14 protein-coding genes are annotated in these 15,846 nt (G+C 53.2%); 11 read left to right on the top strand and 3 right to left on the bottom strand.

Translation table 11 applies throughout. The annotated features are described in order from the left end of the window. Positions 1-83: 83 nt before the first annotated feature. Positions 84-293 (bottom strand): small acid-soluble spore protein SspI, encoded by a 210-nt coding sequence (gene sspI, locus ACSFXJ_RS21320; RefSeq protein WP_435922366.1) that lies wholly within the window; start codon positions 291-293, stop codon positions 84-86. A gap of 127 nt (positions 294-420) precedes the next feature. Here sspI and ACSFXJ_RS21315 point away from each other — a divergent pair, with 127 nt between their 5' ends. Together ACSFXJ_RS21315 and ACSFXJ_RS21310 are read left to right on the top strand one after the other, a co-directional pair. Beyond that, entirely contained in the window at positions 421-1,098 is a 678-nt protein-coding gene (locus tag ACSFXJ_RS21315; RefSeq protein WP_435922365.1) for a potassium channel family protein, read from the top strand. Positions 1,099-1,122: 24 nt separating this feature from the next. Then, positions 1,123-1,917, top strand: coding sequence for a TrmH family RNA methyltransferase (locus tag ACSFXJ_RS21310; RefSeq protein ID WP_435922364.1), 795 nt, complete (start codon positions 1,123-1,125; stop codon positions 1,915-1,917). A 1,425-nt stretch (positions 1,918-3,342) separates the two neighbouring features. Here ACSFXJ_RS21310 and ACSFXJ_RS21305 read toward each other — a convergent pair. Continuing rightward, complete coding sequence (locus tag ACSFXJ_RS21305; RefSeq protein WP_435922363.1) at positions 3,343-4,197, bottom strand: AraC family transcriptional regulator; 855 nt, start codon at positions 4,195-4,197, stop codon at positions 3,343-3,345. A 134-nt stretch (positions 4,198-4,331) separates the two neighbouring features. Between ACSFXJ_RS21305 and ACSFXJ_RS21300 the strand changes: the two genes are divergently transcribed. The 3 genes from ACSFXJ_RS21300 to ACSFXJ_RS21290 all read left to right on the top strand — a co-directional run bounded on the left by ACSFXJ_RS21300 (position 4,332) and on the right by ACSFXJ_RS21290 (position 9,307). Next, entirely contained in the window at positions 4,332-6,281 is a 1,950-nt protein-coding gene (locus ACSFXJ_RS21300) for a glycoside hydrolase family 127 protein (RefSeq protein WP_435922362.1), read from the top strand. Between the two features lie 311 nt (positions 6,282-6,592). Next, entirely contained in the window at positions 6,593-7,525 is a 933-nt protein-coding gene (locus ACSFXJ_RS21295) for a macrolide 2'-phosphotransferase (protein WP_435922361.1), read from the top strand. A gap of 144 nt (positions 7,526-7,669) precedes the next feature. Beyond that, entirely contained in the window at positions 7,670-9,307 is a 1,638-nt protein-coding gene (locus tag ACSFXJ_RS21290; protein ID WP_435922360.1) for a PAS domain S-box protein, read from the top strand. A 44-nt stretch (positions 9,308-9,351) separates the two neighbouring features. On the opposite strand, the gene ACSFXJ_RS21285 is transcribed toward ACSFXJ_RS21290, so the two are convergent. Continuing rightward, entirely contained in the window at positions 9,352-10,131 is a 780-nt protein-coding gene (locus ACSFXJ_RS21285) for a TetR/AcrR family transcriptional regulator (protein WP_435922359.1), read from the bottom strand. 163 nt (positions 10,132-10,294) lie between these two features. Here ACSFXJ_RS21285 and ACSFXJ_RS21280 point away from each other — a divergent pair, with 163 nt between their 5' ends. The 6 genes from ACSFXJ_RS21280 to nadD all read left to right on the top strand — a co-directional run bounded on the left by ACSFXJ_RS21280 (position 10,295) and on the right by nadD (position 15,844). Continuing rightward, positions 10,295-11,188 carry an ATP-binding cassette domain-containing protein gene (locus ACSFXJ_RS21280; protein ID WP_435922358.1) on the top strand — a complete coding sequence of 298 codons (894 nt, stop codon included), beginning with the start codon at positions 10,295-10,297 and terminating at the stop codon, positions 11,186-11,188. Beyond that, on the top strand, positions 11,185-11,973 hold the full coding sequence (locus ACSFXJ_RS21275; RefSeq protein ID WP_435922357.1) for an ABC transporter permease: 789 nt from the start codon (positions 11,185-11,187) through the stop codon (positions 11,971-11,973). The genes ACSFXJ_RS21280 and ACSFXJ_RS21275 overlap by 4 nt, the downstream gene beginning before the upstream one ends. A 379-nt stretch (positions 11,974-12,352) precedes the next feature. Next, positions 12,353-13,129: an NUDIX hydrolase gene (locus tag ACSFXJ_RS21270; protein ID WP_435922356.1), complete on the top strand. Its 777-nt coding sequence runs from the start codon at positions 12,353-12,355 to the stop codon at positions 13,127-13,129. A 32-nt stretch (positions 13,130-13,161) separates the two neighbouring features. Further along, the gene (locus tag ACSFXJ_RS21265; protein ID WP_435922355.1) at positions 13,162-13,722 is read left to right on the top strand and encodes a cysteine hydrolase family protein; all 561 of its coding nucleotides are present in this window, start codon (positions 13,162-13,164) and stop codon (positions 13,720-13,722) included. A gap of 18 nt (positions 13,723-13,740) precedes the next feature. Then, positions 13,741-15,216 (top strand): nicotinate phosphoribosyltransferase, encoded by a 1,476-nt coding sequence (locus ACSFXJ_RS21260; RefSeq protein WP_435922354.1) that lies wholly within the window; start codon positions 13,741-13,743, stop codon positions 15,214-15,216. A 13-nt stretch (positions 15,217-15,229) separates the two neighbouring features. Continuing rightward, complete coding sequence (gene nadD, locus ACSFXJ_RS21255) at positions 15,230-15,844, top strand: nicotinate (nicotinamide) nucleotide adenylyltransferase (RefSeq protein WP_435922353.1); 615 nt, start codon at positions 15,230-15,232, stop codon at positions 15,842-15,844. Positions 15,845-15,846 lie beyond the last annotated feature (2 nt).

Here is a 15,846-nt window from a genome sequence, read left to right as displayed (position 1 = left end):
CGGATCCGGCTTTAACGGCGGTGAACCGGAAGGCTTTTTTCATGGGCAGGAATCATTCCATCATTCTTTCAAGATCAGGTCGTTTATTGCAGCTGTCCTTGGAGCACGGAGATCAATTCGTCCTGTTTGGCGCGGTCGATATGCTTCCAGATGACTTCGAACACGACTCCCAAACCGGGCAAAGCGGCTTCCCGGGCGTCGATCGAACCCTCGATCATTTCCCGGAGCCCGTTTTGGTCTTTACCGTGGACTTTGTGTAAGACGGCTTGACGCAAATCCATCATGATCGGCATCGAAAACTCCCCCTTGAATAGTGATTGCCCAATGCTTAACGTTCCCGGCCAAGGGGCCAAACATACAAGTTTGTAATATGGTGTGATATACTAAAGCAATCCAAAATGTTGCGGGATGGTGAAAAAAATGGCACACGCGGAAAAGAAACAATTTGCCGTCATCGGCATGGGACGGTTTGGTTTAAGTGTGGCTAACGCGCTGAGCGGCATGGGATTCGATGTGCTGGCGATCGATGCGGACGAACAAAGAACACAAGCGGTTTCCAACATTGTCACTTACGCCGTCTCGGCCGATTCCACCGATGAAGAAGCGCTTCGCGCATTGGGCATCCGTAATTTTGACGTGGTCGTCGTGGCGATCGGGGAGGATATCCAGGCAAGCATCCTGACGACGCTGATCCTTAAAGATATGGGAGGACCGCTGATTGTAGTCAAGGCGCAGAACGAGCTTCACGGAAAAGTACTGCAAAAAATCGGGGCGGACAAAGTGATTTTTCCGGAACGGGATATGGGTCTGCGGGTAGCGCATCATTTGACGTCGCCGAATATTCTCGATTACATCGAATTGTCGGATGAGTACAGCATTGTCGAGCTGCGCGCGACGAGCGCCATGTTCGGCCAAAATCTGAAGGAATTGGACATTCGCGCCAAATACGGGTGCAACGTCATGGCGATCAAACGCGGAACGAAAATGAATATTTCGCCTTCCTCCAACGACCGTCTTTCCGACGGTGACGTGCTGGTCATCGTTGGGGAGAAGAACGATTTGACGAAGCTGGAGCTTGCTTTCTCGGAAGAAGCTTAATTTATACAAAGGAATGAAGCGGGCATGGAAATTTTGTCTCCACAAAATCCCCGGGTCAAAGCATGGTCCGGGCTGCTGGAGAAAAAGCAGCGGGACAAGCAGGGGAAATACCTGATCGAGGGCATCCACTTGGTCAAGGAAGCGCTGGACGCCCGGGCGGACCTCGAGTGCGTCTGCTACGAGATGGAAGCGGGCATCCCGGGCGAGCTGGCCGAGGCCGCTTCGGCAGGCCTCGATGTGGAATGGATCGCGGTGTCGAGCGCGGTCATTGTGAAATGCAGCGATACGAAGACGCCGCAGCCGGTGTTCGCCGTCGTGCGCAAGCACGGCGGGGACGCGTCCGCGCTCCTGGCGAAGGAGCGCGGCTTGGTCGTGGTGCTCGACGGGGTGCAGGACCCCGGCAACGTCGGCACCATCATCCGCACCGCCGACGCGGTCGGGGCGGACGGGGTCATCGTCGGCGCGGGGTGCGCCGACATTTACGGGCCCAAGGTGCTGCGCGCCACCATGGGCTCGATCTTTCACTTGCCGGTGATCCACGGCAAGCTGGGCGAGCTGTTGCCGCAAGCGAAGTCGCGCGGCATCCGGCTGGCCGGCACCAGCCTGCAGGCGGCGGTGAACTGCTACGCCTATGACTTCACCGGGCCGGTATGGCTGCTGTTCGGCAGCGAAGGCGCCGGCCTGAGCGCCGAAGTCCGCGGCCTCATGGACGACGGCCTCCTCATCCCGATGCGCGGCCGCGCCGAATCGCTGAACGTTGCGATGGCGGCCTCGGTACTGCTGTACGAGGCGCTGCGTCAGCGGGAGTTTTCCACATAAACACCATTTCAAACCGTGCATTTGCACGGTTTTTTTTGTGGATGGAGTTTCGGCATTCTCTCAACTTTACAAATCCGGGTTGGCCAAGAAGCCATGTTGTACTTAGTACAACATTTGGGCCAAAATCGGAGGATAAGAGAGCAAAGGTTGTACTTTATACAGCAATTTATGGAGCTCTCCCCGACACCGACTCAAATTATGCTTAAAATGTTGTAAATTCTGCAGCTTTGGGCGGGAAAGACAGCCGTTCATGAGGTAAGTGTTGCATAAAGTGCAATTTGTGTGCGTTACGGCGGAAAGGCTCCTTTATGTGCATTTTGGCGCGAAAGGTAGCCATTCGAGAGGCAAATGTTGCATAAGGTGCAATTGTGTTAGTAAATGAAAAGGTTGTATGCGGCGCGTTACACCCCCTTTGTCCAGCCGGGCTGTAAAGGGACCAAACAGACTAGGAGCGAGCGAGCACACAAGCCCAAGCACCCAAGCACCCAAGCACCCAAGCCCAAGTTGTACTAAATACAACAATTGAGGCCAAAATTGAGCGGCAGGGGTGCAAGTGTTGTACTTTATATAGCAATTTAAGCACCTTTCCCCGAATCCGACTCAAATTATGCTTAAAATGTTGTAAATTCTGCAGCTTTTGGCGGTAAAGGCAGCCATTTGGAGGTAATTGTTGCATAAAGTGCAATTTGTGAGCGTTACGGCGCTAAAGGCAGCTTTGTGTTCGTTTTGGCGCGGAAGGTAGTCAGTCGGGAGCCAAATGTTGCATAAAGTGCAATTTGTGTTAGTTAATGAAAAGGTTATATGCGGCAGCGGCTCTGCTGAGACAAGTTCTCCCGCGTCACAACCCCTTTGTCTAGCTGGGCCGCAAAGGGGCCAAACAGATCAGGAGTGGGCGAGCACCCAAGCGCCCAAGCCCAGGCGTCCAAGTTGTACTAAATACAACAATTGAGGCCAAAATTGAGCGGCAGGGGTACAAGTGTTGTACTTTATACAGCAATTTATGGACCTTTCCCCGAGACCGACTCAAATTATGCTTAAAATGTTGTAAATTCTGCAGCTTTGGGCGGGAAAGACAGCCGTTCATGAGGTAAGTGTTGCATAAAGTGCAATTTGTGTGCGTTACGGCGCTAAAGGCAGCTTTGTGTGCGTTTTGGCGCGAAGACAGCCGTTCATGAGGTAAATGTTGCATAAAGTGCAATTTGTGTGCGTTACGGCGGTAAAGGCAGCTTTGTGTGCGTTTTGGCGCGAAAGGTAGTCAGTCGGCAGGCAAATGTCAGGAGCAAATCAATTGCATAAAATACAACTTGTGGAGTTCTGTACGAAAAAAAACGGGCTGGATGGGGGGGAATTGTGACAAGTTCTCGCACATCACAGCCCCTTTATCCAGCCCACCGGCAAAGGGGCTCCAAAAAAGGACTTCCCTGCCTAGCGCACATACTGCTTCCGAAAACTCAACGGATTCATCCCGACGCTGCGTTTGAAGCAGGCGGTGAAGTAGGGAGCGTAACGGAAACCGACTTCCTCGGCGATGCGGGCGACCGGCCAATTGGTCGTCACGAGCAGTCGTTTGGCCTGATCCATGCGGAAATCATGCAGGTAATGCATCGGCGTACAGCCATACTTCGCCTTCATGGAGCGGACAATATAGTTGGGGTGAAAATGGAGCGCCTCCGCCAACGTCTCATTGGTAAGGTCCGCCCGGTAGTTTTGCCGAAGGTAAGATGCCGCCGATTCGGCCAGCCGGTCTACCGGAGAGCCGGCTTCGCCGGCGTCTTTTTTCGTGAGCATCGCAAGCAAATCGGCAAACAAACGCTGCTCCTCCCAGAAGGAAGTGCCCACCGGCAGTTCCAGCAATTGAACGATCAACCCGAGCGCGGCCCGGGGATTGGACAACCGGGAATGCTTCGGGATCCGCAGCGCGTAAGGATTGACGAACGGCCGCGAATAAGCCGCACGGCTTTCGGGATCGTCCGCGAGCGCGTCGTCGGCTTTGTGCTCATGCTCGAAATGAATCCAGTAAAACATCGTTTCCCTGTCGCAAGGCTTGACCGGATAATGCTCCCCGTCCGGAAGCAGCAGCAGGGTCTCACCTTCCGCCACCCTCCATTCCCTTCCGTTCTCTCCAATGTACAACGCTCCCTTGGCAATGATCAGCAAATCATAAATGCCCAAATTTTTGCGATGGGGATGCTGATCTCCGGTTCGGTAATCGGAACGGCCCGCCCCCAAATAATAAGGGAGCGGCGGCGCTTGCAGTTCGACAGTCGTCTCATTGTTCACCCGGATCCCCTCTTTCCGTCCTGTGTCATTTTTTATAAAAAATAAGTTCAATTCGTTTCTATTATGTCAGTCAGGAGAAGTATATACTTGAGGTCATAAAGAGTCAATTTCTATTGTTTTGAGGAGGATTTCATATGCGGGAACCGCAAGTAAATATCCAAGATAATTTCTGGAACGATTATTCGGAGCTGGTTCGCCAAACCGTTATCCCTTATCAATGGGAAGCGCTTAACGACCGTATCGAAGGAGCGGAGCCAAGCTACGCGATCCAAAACTTCCGCATTGCGGCGGGACTTGCGGAAGGCGAATTCGGAGGCATGGTGTTCCAAGACAGCGATCTGGCCAAGTGGCTGGAAGCGGTCGGACATTCGCTGCGCCATCATCCGGACCCCGAGCTCGAAAAGCTCGCCGATGAAGCCATCGATTTAATCGGGCAAGCCCAACATGAGAACGGTTACTTGAATACTTATTTTTCTATCAAGGAACCGGGGAAAGAGTGGACGAACCTTCACGATGCTCACGAGCTGTACTGCGCCGGCCACATGATTGAAGCAGCCGTCGCCTATTACCAAGGTACCGGCAAGCGGAAGCTGCTCGATATCGTCTGCCGGTTTGCCGACTTGATCGACAGCCTGTTCGGAACGGAGCCGGGAAAAATCCGGGGATATTGCGGGCATCAGGAGATCGAGCTGGCGCTGGTCAAATTGTACGAAGTGACCGGGGAAGAACGATACTTGAATCTTAGCCGTTACTTTATCGACGAGCGGGGAAGCAAGCCGAGCTATTTTATCGAGGAATGGGAGCGACGTGGCCGCACCAGCCACTGGGTTCAAGGGACGACCCCGCCTCCGAATCTCGAATACAATCAAAGCCACCTTCCCGTCCGGGAGCAATCGGTAGCCGTCGGACATTCCGTACGGGCCGTATACATGTACTCGGCGATGGCCGACCTGGCGAGGCTGACCGGGGATGCCACGCTGCGCGAAGCTTGCGAACGCCTTTGGTCCAACACGACCGGCAAGCAGATGTACATTACCGGCGGCATCGGTTCGACGCATCATGGCGAAGCATTTTCGTTCGATTATGATCTGCCCAACGATACCGTGTACGCGGAAACTTGCGCCTCGATCGGACTTATCTTCTGGGCGCGCAGAATGCTGCGGCTGGAAGCGAAGAGCGAATACGCCGATGTGATGGAGCGGGCGCTGTACAACAACGTGCTCGGCAGCATGTCCAAGGACGGCAAGCATTTCTTTTATGTGAACCCGCTTGAGGTTTGGCCGGAGGCAAGCGCCAAGAATCCGGGTAAGCATCATGTGAAACCGGTCCGGCAGAAGTGGTTCGGATGCTCCTGCTGCCCTCCTAACGTCGCGCGTCTGCTCAGTTCGCTCGGCGATTACGTATACGACGTATCGGAAGACGCCAAAACGGCATATGTCCATCTGTTCATCGGAAGCGAAGCTTCCTTCGAGCTTGGCGGTCGCAAGGTAACGCTTCGCCAACGGTCCGAACTTCCGTGGAACGGCCGGGTCGAATTTACGGTTTCGCTTCCGGAAGGCACGGAGAGCGCTCCATTCGAGCTCGCGCTTCGCGTACCGAATTGGTACCAAAACGGCCGACCGGTGATGAAGATCAACGGAGAAATCCAAAACTACGCCGTAGAGAACGGATACGCGAAATTGGAGCGCGACTGGTCGGAAGGCGATACGTTGGAATGGCTGCTTCCGCTGGAAACGCAGTTGATCGCGGCGAACCCGCAAATCCGGGCGAATGCCGGCAAAGCCGCCATCCAGCGCGGACCGCTTGTTTATTGCATCGAAGAAGCGGACAACGGCGCGCCTCTCGCCTCCCTTTCGCTGGCCGCGGAGCCGAAGCTGACCGAGCATTTCGCTCCCGACGTGCTTGGAGGCTGCGTCGTCGTCGAAGGCGACGGACTGGCTGAGGACCAATCCGACTGGCAGGAAGGCTTCGCCTATCGGCCGCTTGGGAAGGAGACGCGCCCGGCGCGGTTCAAAGCAATCCCCTATTATTTATGGGGAAACCGCCAACCCGGCGAAATGAGCGTTTGGCTTCGCTATTGTTAATACGAGTAGATAATGGTAATATGTTGATAACTTAAGGAATGGAGGGTCACGTGTGATAGATTTTTCCCGTTTAAGAAAGCATTGCACATTGGTGTGATAGCTGTTCTACTCTGTTTTGTGCGGAGTCCTCGGGAGAAGTCTGCCTTTATGCACGTGTCCCTCATTTGACGAAAACACGGCGTTTTTTTACGCTGCCTGTATAGTCATGTTTTTTTTCGGGATGCCAGGCTTATCTTCGATTTGACGATTGCCGCACAGACAGACACTGTCTGTGTTTTTTTATTTTCCCGGAATAGGAGCGTGTAACGATAATGACAAAAGAAATTAATAATAAAGAAACGAACTTAAAGCTCGAACTATTGACGATGGCGAAGCGGAACGGTTTGGAACTGAACCCCGATTACCTGGAAATCAACGAATCCGGCATGGATTTTTCGGTAGCCTTTGCGGAGGACCTTGAGGGGCAAAAATGGGTGCTTCGAACGCCCCGACGAGCGGATGTTTGGGAACGAGCGGAAAATGAGCGGAAGGTGTTATCCGTCGTGGGCAAGCGGCTCCCGGTCCAAGTGCCGGATTGGCGGGTTTTCACTCCCGGACTGATCGCGTATCCCCTGGTGAGCGGCAATCCCGTTGCGAGCGTTGATCCTGCGGGGGGCGGGTATGTTTGGAGGTTTCCACAAGAATCGCTGTCGGATGCATTTTTTGATTCATTGGCCGGAACACTGGCCGCCTTGCACAATATAGAACACGATGTGGCGATAAGCGGCGGGGTCCGGTCAAAAACGCCCGAAGAAGCCCGAAAAGCCTTTGCGGCCAACATCGATGAAATCAAGCAAAGCTTCCATGTTCCTGATCAATTGAATGATCGCTGGAATGTGTGGTTGTCGACGGATTCATATTGGCCGGAACATTCGGTGCTGCAGCATGGCGATCTGCATCCCCCGCATATCCTTGTCGACGGTCATCAGAGAGTGACAGGGCTCATCGATTGGACTGAAGCGGAAATTGCCGACCCTGGCAAGGACTTCATTATCCTGTTTGCGCTGTTTGGCCGGAATGGTTTAAACGACTTGCTCCACAGATACGAAAGGGCCGGAGGAAAAGTTTGGCCGCGAATGGGTGAGCATATCGCCGAGCAATGGGCGGCCTATCCCGCGCAAGTGGCGAAATTCGCGCTTATCACCGGCCGGGAAACCGATATGGAGATGGCGAGAGACATGATGAACGCCTGGAATCCGGAATAAAAGACTTTGCGCGAATAGGCTGATAGACAGTTGAAATCTGCCCGGTCTTTGCTCTATGATAAATGTCGATAAATGTCGTAAAAGGTGGAAAGACCTCCTCTTGGCGCAAGCTGGAGCGACCCGATGTTTTTGAAGGAGGACCGGATGAACGATTTTTTAAGTGAACAATCGGCCGATATTATAAAATCCATTATCGATTTCAATACAGACGCTATTTTTATTATATCCGTAGACGGTGTTATATTGGATGCAAACCAGGGAGTAACGAGGATTTTCGGGCGCTCGAAGGAGGATGTTATCGGGCGGGTCTACAACGATACGGTGCAACCCGAGATGCTCGAATATGTGAAAGAGCGCTTCAAGGAAGCTTTACAAGGAATCCCGTGCGAATTCAAGATGGGCTCTTTTCATGCAAACGGGGACAAAATCCATCTGTTGGTCAAGTATATTCCCTTATACACGGACGGGGAGGTCGTCGGTCTTTTTGTGGTGGCCGTAGACATCACGGAGCAACAGCGTGTGGAAAAGGCGCTGGTGGAAAGCGAAGAAAGGTACCGGAAGCTGGTGGAAATGCTCCCCGTGGGCATCGTTGTTCTTAAGAACGGCGAAATTCTTTATGCCAACCCCTATGCGCTCAATTTTGCCGGTAAAGAGGATGTGCTGGGCGACTCGATTTTCGAATACGTTCACCCCTTTGACCAGGAGACGGCCAAAAAGATCCTGTTGGAAGAACGGGACGGACACGGTCCTTCATATATGGAATTGAGATTGAGGCGCCTTGGCGGCGAAACGATCTATTTGGATATGGGGGCCGTTTCCATTACGCAAGACAACAGCCCCGTGACGATGGCGATGTTTAAAAATATTACGGAGCAAAAACTGGCCATAGACGCCCTAAAGGAAAGCGAGGAAAGGTACCGTCTTTTGGCGGAAAATTCGCAGGATATGCTCCAATTGGTCGATTTGGACGGCATCGTTACCTTCGCTTCCCCTTCCCACCGATCCGTGTTGGGGTACGAACCGCAGGAATATGTGGGGAAATGGGTGTTCCACCGGCCGGACGCGGAAGAGAATGACGAGGAGTTTCAAATGATCTTTTTCGATATGGTCGTTTCCCAAAAGCCGTTTACGTATGAGATCCACCGCCGCCATAAGGCAGGCCATGAGGTTTGGATCGAGCTCAAAGGAACGCCGATGTTTGACGAAGACGGCCATTTCAGGAATATGATGCTGGTTGGACGCGAAATTACGGAGCGCAAAAACTACCAGAAACAATTGGAACAGTTAAGTTATTATGATGCTTTAACGGGAGTCCTCAACCGGCGGATGTTAAGTTTAAAGTTCGACCATTTTATACAGGATCCCGGGTGTTGCCCGGGACGCTTGGCCGTCATGATGATGGACGTCGACAAATTCAAGCATATCAACGATACGTTTGGCCATGATGTGGGGGATGAGTTTCTGCGGCAGTTCGTTTGCCGGGTTCAGCAATGCATCGGGGAAAACGATGTTTTGACCCGTTTCGGGGGCGATGAATTCGTCGTCGTATTGCCCGAGGTCGATGACGAGCGACGGGTGACGGATACGGCGGATCAAATTCTCCAATCGTTGAGGCACCCTTGGGACATCGGCGGTCATCAATTTATTACGACCTCCAGCATCGGAATCGCTTTCCGCGAGCAGGAGGATCAGGAGAAGGAATTGCTTCAAAAGGCCGACATCGCCTTGTATCAGGCCAAATCGGCAGGCAAAGACACCTGGAGAATTTTTAACAAGGAATGATAAAAAAGATTGAAGAAAGCCCGCGCAATGCCGCAGGCTTCACTTCAATCTTTTTTTGCTTTGGATTCGAGATACCGCTCGATCCCGTCAAGGATCCGCTCCAGGCCGAACTCGAAATCATCCCCCACGGGGTTAGCGCCCTCATAATCTTCCGTGTAGGCACCCGACATGACGACGGGGTACAAATCGGGAAAACGCTCCGGTGTCACCAGCTTTTTCAAAGCTTGGCTATAATCGGTGCCGGAGAACGCACCGGGGCTTTTGCCGGCTTTCAGGGCTTGGTCCATATCCTTCATAATGACGGCGCAAGAACGGGAATAGCTGCTGAGAAGCAGAACGACCGATATTTTCTCGTACTCGTTCAAGGGCAGGTCCCGGGTTGTCCACAATCCCAAGTCGACGATCTCCATGTTTTTGGGCGTCACCGGAACGCCGGAGATGGGAATATCGGTAAACCAGGGATGACGCCGCATCACGTCGAGGGAAGCCCGGAAATATAGACGCATTTTTTCCCGCCAATCCATATCTTCGTCGTCTTTCTCCGGGATCTCTATATCGCATGCCGCATCGAGCATGAGAAGCAAAAGGTCGTCCTTGCTCGGAATATATCTGTATAAAGACATGGTCGTGAACCCCAAAGATGACGCGATCCGGTTCATGGAAACCGCCGCAAGCCCTTCCCGGTCCGCGATGGACATGGCGGCTTCGACGATTTTTTCGACGCTCATTTCCCGTTTCGGTCCGCGTTGCGGCGGTTTCGTCAAACCCCAGCTGATTGAAAAGCCGGCAGGCAGTCTGTCTTCGGGCTTGTTCTTATTCTCCATTTCGCCACAAACTCCTCATCCTATGTAATAAGCCAAGCAAGGACACTTTTAGATACAAATTCGAATTAATCCAAACAACGTTGCATAGTAATTGTATATATAATATACTGTGTATGCAATAAACTGTTTATATAACATACAATTAAAAATGGAGGAACCGTTAATGAATCGAAATGCGATCGAAGTATCCGGGCTGCGGAAAAGGTTTGGCAAGCAACAGGTTCTGAACGGTATTGATCTAAACGTGCCGGAAGGCAAAATCGTGGCGCTGCTCGGGCCAAACGGAGCAGGCAAAACAACGCTGATCAACATTCTTTCGACCCTGGTTACGCCGGATGCCGGTACGGTGAGGGTTGCGGGGTATGACGTGATTCGAAACAAGGAAGATGTCAAACAGTCCATCAGTCTGACCGGACAGTTCGCCGCGGTGGACGAAGCCTTGTCCAGCGAGGAAAATTTGCGGATGATGGGCAGGCTGGCCGGGCTGACCAAGTCGGGAGCCCGGCGCCGGGCCATGGAGCTGCTCGATTATTTTGATCTGAGCGAAGTGGCAAAAAAGCGTGTGGGGACGTTCTCGGGAGGAATGCGCCGCCGGCTGGATCTTGCCGTCAGTTTGATGGTCACCAGGCCGATCCTCTTTCTCGATGAGCCGACGACGGGGCTGGACACCCGAAGCCGAAGAGCGCTTTGGGACATTATCCGCGAATTGGCGGGGAGCGGGGTGACGGTGCTCTTGACCACGCAGTATTTGGAGGAAGCCGATGAATTGGCGGACACGATCGCCGTGATTTCCGAGGGGGAAATTGTAGCCCATGGAACCCCGTCGGAGATGAAGGCACGGGTCGGCGGGGAGGTTGTGGAATTGCGGAACCGTCAGGATGAAATCGTTCGTGAAATTCCTACGGGGGGGAGCATCGAGGAGGTAAAGAACATTTTGGAAGGCCTTGTCCTTACGGCCGAAAAGGGTGCGCGGGTCAGTATCCGCAGACCGACCCTGGACGATGTGTTTCTGAAGTTGACGGATACGAAAGACGCGAAGAAGGAGGCTTCTTTATGATTGAGACGATAATGCCGACCAAAAAACCGTCACAATTGACGACGGGCTTTATATTTATCGGACGCAGCCTGCTCCACAGCCTGCGCAACCCCGATGCCTTGTTGATGGCGATACTGCTTCCCGTTCTGCTTATGCTGATGTTCACTTATGTGTTTGGCGGCGCCATCGCCCCGGGCGGGGGCTATGTAAATTACGTCGTGCCGGGAATCATACTGCTCTGTGCGGGCTTCGGATCGTCGAGCACCGCCATGGACGTGACCACGGATATGACCAACGGCATCATCGACCGTTTCCGCACGATGCCGATTTCGAGCACCCATGTCATTACGGGACATGTAATTGCCAGTTTGGTCCGCAATTTGATGGCTACGGGCATCGTGATCGGCGTCGCCCTTCTGGTCGGATTCCGGCCTGAGGCCGGTCCCGCTGCGTGGGTGGCTGCGATAGGAATCATCGCCTTTTTCATTCTGACGATCACCTGGCTTTTTGCCGCGATCGGTCTTGTGGCCAAAACGCCGGCCGCCGCGAGCGGCTATGGATTCATCCTGTTGTTCCTGCCGTACTTGTCCAGCGCCTTCGTCCCGGTCGATACGATGCCGGAATGGCTGCGGGGCGTGGCGGGACATCAGCCGATTACGCCGATCACCGAAACGATCCGGGCGCTGATGGCGGGAAGCCCGCCACGGGAACACCTCTGGTGGGCGCTTGGCTGGTGCGCCGGTATTTTAGCGGTGGCGATAGTTTGGTCCGCCTGGTCGTTTCGCAGGAAAGCCGGTCGGCGATGACACAGGACAGTGACCGGGTGACACGTAACGGAACTAGGTAACGCTATTTCGCGATCATAGACTTGTTTCGGAATCTAAGGAAACTCAGTAACGCTATTTGACCCGATTCGGCTGGTTTAAAGCCGATTTGGTGCAAATAGCGTGGTTGAGTTTCCTTATTTTTTTAATATTGAGAAATCGGGTGAAATAAGGTGATATAGTTTCGTTACAGTTGCGCGGGGCATTGAGTCGATGAGATCGTTGAACTTGCCCATTTGGCATTTCATGGTTGACATTGTGAAAACTTCTGCATATAATACAATTAACAAAACGTTAAATGTTATTTGAAAGGTATGAAATATTCAACATCAATCACTTAACCGAAAGGAACTCCGGACCGATGTCGAACGAACAGGCCTTGAAACAGTACGATGCCAAAAAATACAGAACCCCTGACGGCTACACTTCCGACATTGCGGTATTTTCGATCATTTCCACGAAAGCCGAGGCGTTCAAGCCGCCGGTCATGGATTTGAAGCTGATGCTGATCAAGCGGAGCATGACGGACAGCGAAGGCCGTCCGAATATCGAAGCGGGAAAATGGGCGCTGCCCGGGGGATTCGTCGACCCGTCCGAAACGGCTTTTCAATCGGCCCTGCGGGAGCTGAGCGAAGAAACGGGGGTGGCGGATATCCACCTTCAGCATTTCGGGGTCTACGACGCGCCGGGCAGGGACCCGAGGGGATGGATCATATCGAACGCCCATTACGCGATCGTGCCGGAACATCAACTGTCGGGGCGGCAGGCGAACGACGATGCGAGCGAGGTCGAACTGTTTTCCGTAAAAGAGGTGCTGAACCTGGATCTTGCCTTTGACCATGCGGAAATCATCCGGGATGCGATCTCCGTCATCAAGCGCAAGCTGCTGGAAACGACGGCGGCGAAGGAATTTTTGCCCGAGGAATTTACGTATTCCGAACTGCAGGCCGTCTTGCTGACGGTGACCGATGATTCGGCGATCGCGCTGGATGCGGCTTTTGCCAGAAAGATCAAATCGCTGCCGTTCATCCGGGAAATCCCCGGGAAGAAGACGACCCGGACCTCGAAAAAGCCGACACAGCTGTACCGCTTCGTGGACGTGGAAACAAATGCATCCCTTTATCATGCAAGAAAATAATTGGTTCATACTACATGGAGGAGGAAACGAAAATGACGACGGAAAAGAAACGGGCTTTGATCAACATCGATTATACGTACGACTTTGTTGCCGAGGACGGTGCCTTGACCTGCGGAAAGCCGGGGCAGGCGATTGAGGATCGGATCGTTGCGATTACGGAGGAGTTCATCCGGCAAGGCGATTACGTCGTTTTTGCGATCGACCTCCACAAGCAGGGGGATACCCTGCACCCGGAAACGAAGCTTTTTCCTCCGCACAATATTGAAGGGACAAAAGGCCGTTCGCTTTTCGGGGAACTGGATCGCCTGTATCAAGAGAATAAGGACAGAGAAACCGTCCATTGGATGGACAAAACGCGCTACAGCGCTTTTGCCGGGACGGATCTGGAGCTTCAGCTTCGGGCCAGAGGCATAACCGAGCTTCACCTGGTCGGCGTTTGCACCGACATCTGCGTGCTGCACACGGCGGTCGATGCCTACAATAAAGGCTTCAGCCTGGTGATCCATGAGCAGGCGGTAGCGAGCTTCGATCAGGAAGGGCATGCTTGGGCGCTGAGGCACTTCAAAGGATCGCTCGGCGCGGAAATCGTATAGGAAAGGGGAGTTATAACCATGGGCTACGGACATTACGCGGACGACAGCTTGGCGCTGCACACGGACAAATATCAGATCAATATGGCTCAGGCTTATTGGCAAGACGGCATCCACGAAAGAAAAGCCGTATTCGAAGTTTATTTCCGGAAAATTCCGTTTCAAAACGGATACGCCGTTTTTGCCGGATTGGAGCGGGTGATCCGATATCTGTCGGAGTTTCGCTTCACCGAGAGCGATTTGGCTTATTTAAAAGAAGAGGGATATGGCGAAGATTACTTGGCATATCTTGAGACGGTGCGGTTTACCGGCACGGTTCGCTCGATGCGGGAAGGCGAGCTCGTGTTTGCCAACGAACCGATCATGCGGATCGAGGCCAAGCTGGCGGAAGCGCAGCTCATCGAAACGGCGCTGTTGAACATCGTTAATTTTCAGACGCTGATCGCGACCAAAGCCTCGAGAATCAAGCAGGTGATCGGAGACGAGATCAGCATGGAATTCGGCACCCGCCGGGCGCAGGAAATGGATGCGGCGATATGGGGAACGCGGGCCGCTTATCTGGCCGGATTTGAAGCGACCTCGAACGTGCGGGCCGGCAAGCTGTTCGGCATTCCGACGGCGGGGACCCACGCCCATGCGTTGGTTCAAGCCTACCGTGACGAGTACACGGCCTTCAGCAAATATGCGGAAAGCCACAAGGATTGCGTGTTCCTGGTGGATACGTACGATACGCTGAAATCGGGCGTGCCGACGGCGATCCAGGTGGCCAAGGAATTCGGCGACCGCATTAACTTTAAAGGCATCCGGCTCGACAGCGGGGACCTTGCCTACCTTTCGAAAGAAGCCCGCAGGGTGTTGGACGAGGCGGGATTTCCGGAAGCCAAAATCTATGCCAGCAACGACCTTGATGAATTGACGATTATGAACCTGAAGGCCCAGGGTGCCAGAATCGATGTTTGGGGCGTCGGCACCAAGCTGATCACGGCTTATGACCAGCCAGCTTTGGGAGCGGTCTATAAGTTGATTGCCATCGAAGATGAACATGGGGAAATGGTAGACACGATCAAGATCAGCGCGAATCCGGAAAAAATATCGACGCCCGGCCGCAAACGGGTTTTCCGCATCATTAACAAGGGAAACCGAAAGTCGGAAGGCGACTACATCGCCCTGGAGCATGAGGAGCCGCAGCAGGAGGAACGGCTGAAAATGTTCCACCCCGTTCACACCCATATCGCCAAGTTCGTAACGAATTTCGAAGCGAGGGAGCTGCATCAGGTTATTTTTGAAGAGGGGAAACTGGTTTACGAAATTCCGGACCTGCAGGAAATCAGACGGTTCGCCGCCGAAAATCTCGACCTGCTCTGGGATGAGTACAAGCGCCTCCTGAATCCGGCCGAATATCCGGTAGATCTGAGCCAGGCATGCTGGGACAACAAAATGAAGCGGATTGAAGAGGTTCGGCAAAAGGTGAACGAACGCTTGGAACGGAGAGGCTAAACGGGGGGAGAACATGGCGAAGATCGGGATATACGGGTCGTCCTTCGATCCGGTCACGAACGTCCATTTATGGACGGCAAGCACGGTGGCCCACCGCTGCAAGCTGGATAAGGTCATCTTTCTGCCTTGCTCGAACAAGCGTCCCGACAAAAAGCTGAACATCAGCGACGAGCACCGCTGGAAGTTGATCGAACTGGCCATTGCGGGCAATGATAAATTCGTGGCGGATGACTACGAAATGAACCAGGAAGCGTGGGAAATCGCAACTTATTTGACTTTGCAGCATTTTAAGAAGAAGTTTCCCGGGGACGAAATTTATTTTATTATGGGAGCGGACCTGCTGCTGGATATCGGGGAAGGGAAATGGAAAAATTCCCGGGAGCTCATCCGCGAAAATAAGTTTATCGTCATGGCCAGGAACGGGATCGATATGCTGAAAGCGATCAGCCGGTCGCCGATTTTGCGGAATGCCGATGACGGCAGCACCTTTCACCTGATCGACAAAGGGCTGGCGATGGAAATCAGCTCCAGCTATATCCGGGATGAACTGGCCCTTGGCGGGGAGCCGAGGTATCTGGTTCCGGAGAGCTGTTACAGTTATATAAAAAAGCATCGCCTTTACACATAGGG

Source organism: Paenibacillus salivarius (genome assembly GCF_051307165.1).
Lineage (GTDB): Bacteria > Bacillota > Bacilli > Paenibacillales > Paenibacillaceae > Fontibacillus.
This window is presented reverse-complemented; position numbering and strand designations above follow the sequence as displayed.